Origin of the sequence: Nocardioides sp. NPDC058538, from assembly GCF_042719275.1 — a bacterium.
Classification (GTDB): Bacteria; Actinomycetota; Actinomycetes; order Propionibacteriales; family Nocardioidaceae; genus Nocardioides.
In genome coordinates this window covers 1-2,114 of record NZ_JBHXNY010000070.1, presented here as the reverse complement: position 1 = coordinate 2,114, position 2,114 = coordinate 1, and the positions used below count along the sequence as shown (strand labels likewise).

Genomic DNA, 2,114 nt, shown 5'->3' with positions numbered 1-2,114 from the left:
GCGCCACCGGCTTCGCCATCGGCTTCGCCACACCACGCCCGCGGAAGGGAGGGGTGTCAAAAAGGTCCGACATCCTCAGCCCGATCGCCGCCACGATGTCCTCACGCTGACACGGCGACGAGAGCTGACACGACAGCATCACGCGGCCGCCCTTGGGGCCGTCATCGCGCCACGTCACCGACAAGCTCGGGTCGTGGTCGTCGTGCGCGGGGCACAGGCAATAGGTCTGCGTACGGCCCGGCTGACCGACCATCGCGCCGGCCTCGATGAGGGCGTCAATCACGCGGCGGTAGGACGACCCGTCCGAGACGGGATCTGTCATTGGAGCAGATGTCACTGCTACTCTCATTTCGTTGTCTTCGTGACGCAAACACCCAGGCCGCCGGCAAGCACCCTGGTTTCTTGACCCCCGTAGCCGCTTCCAACGGCGACGGGGGTCACTTCATTTGTCAGCTCATCTAGGCCGCCGCCTCGCCATCGGCTGACATGGCGAACATCGCCGCCAGTTCCGCCAGCTCTGCCAGCCCGTCCGCCGCGGCCTTCGCCATGGCGGGGTCCTCCTTCAACGCGTCGATCAACTGCGGTGTCAGCGCGCCAACCTTCAAAATCGGAACCAGCGCCAGCGCCACAGACTCCGGCAACTGCAAGGCCCCGCCACGGCCGGCGCGCTCCTCCAGGAGCTCCGCCGGCAGCAGCCGCATCGCCAACACACGCACGCCCGACAGTGACCGACCCGACGCATTCGCGATCGCGGTCAGTGACCAGGGCTCCCCCTGCCTTTTCTGCGTCGTCATGCACGAAAACGTAGGGGTCTACCGGTGCAGATGTCGCGGTGACACGCCGTAGAACGCTCACGCGGAACCCTCCTGAGACGCCGGCGCGGCCTGCTTCGGGCGCGCGATCGGGCGTCGCTGCTCCCAGTCACGGAGCGCGGACGGCTTGTAGAAGTGGGTGCGGCCGCGCTTCTCCGCGACGGGCGGGAAACCGGGGCGCTGAGCTGCCTTCTGGATGGCGCTCAGGCCGATGGTGACGATGCCCTGATTGACCGCGTCGCTCAGCGATACGGGACGCTCGAACGGAATGACGTTTTCGCCCTTTGACGCCATGGTGTTTTGACGTGAAACCGGGGACACCGCGGGGACTGTCTCAACCTGTTTTCCCTGGTCAGAGACCGACGTGGACGCTACGGGGACAGAGGACACCTCCGAGACAACCACGCCCGGAACCACCGCGGGAACCGGCGTAGAGGGCGCGATTACCTCGCCCACGGTGATGCCCGGCTCGCGGTAGAACAGCTCCGCCGGACGCAGCTCCGCGCCGGTCTGCGCGGCCTCATCGGCGAAGCACTTCAGCGCCAGCTTCTTCAGCTCCTTGGGGCTGAGAACCGCGCCCTGGAACTCGACGACGGTCAGGCCGTGCATCGCCAGGAAGAACCGGCCCTTGCGGTCGGTCGCTCGAGGCGTGAGGTTCGGCGCGAGGAAGTTCCAGGTCTGCGGGGTGGTGTTGCGACCCATCAGGCGGGCCGCGTACGACTCACGGGAGGCGCCGCCGCCCATCGTGTTGGCCGTGGCCTGCTGAGCCGCCGAGAGCAGGTGGAGGCGCGGCTCGCGGCCCATGTAGGAGACCGTGCGCAGCACCGAGATGCTCGGGCACTTCTTCGGCAGATCCTTGGCCGGCTTCTCGCCGGTCTCGGCGATGTAGTTGATCTTCCAGTCCTCGCGGTACTCGTCCCACCACGGCTGGAGCTGCTCCATGAGCGCGTTGCGCTCCTCGACCACGACCAGCACCCGCGGGCACCCGTCGATCGCGTGCTCGTCCTCGCGGGCCGCGTCCTGGCGGCGGGCCATCTCCGCGCCCAGGCCCATCAGGCCCTCGTGGATCTCGAGCATCGAGCGGCAGTAGAGGACGTTGGGGTGCTTGATCGCCCAGCGGTGCGAGGTGCCCTTGGGGTCGAGGATCAGCACCCGGCCGTCGTGCGCCAGGACCTGAGCGGCCATCAGCGCAATCTGCACCGACTTACCGCCACCCGAGCCGACGCTCTGCATGATGTGCGGGGCGTCGTCGTCCAGGTCGATCGTGATGACCGACTTCGCGCGGCCGAGACCGAGGACCAG

General features: G+C 67.6%; 1 protein-coding gene and 2 pseudogenes. All 3 read right to left on the bottom strand.

Going from position 1 to position 2,114, the window contains the following annotated elements; translation table 11 throughout:
- Positions 1 to 322 (bottom strand): annotated as a pseudogene (locus ACFWQC_RS28110) (hypothetical protein); the annotation flags it as partial.
- A 136-nt stretch (positions 323 to 458) separates the two neighbouring features.
- Entirely contained in the window at positions 459 to 794 is a 336-nt protein-coding gene (locus ACFWQC_RS28105; protein ID WP_378686068.1) for a hypothetical protein, read from the bottom strand.
- 57 nt (positions 795 to 851) lie between these two features.
- Positions 852 to 2,114 (bottom strand): annotated as a pseudogene (locus ACFWQC_RS28100) (hypothetical protein); the annotation flags it as partial.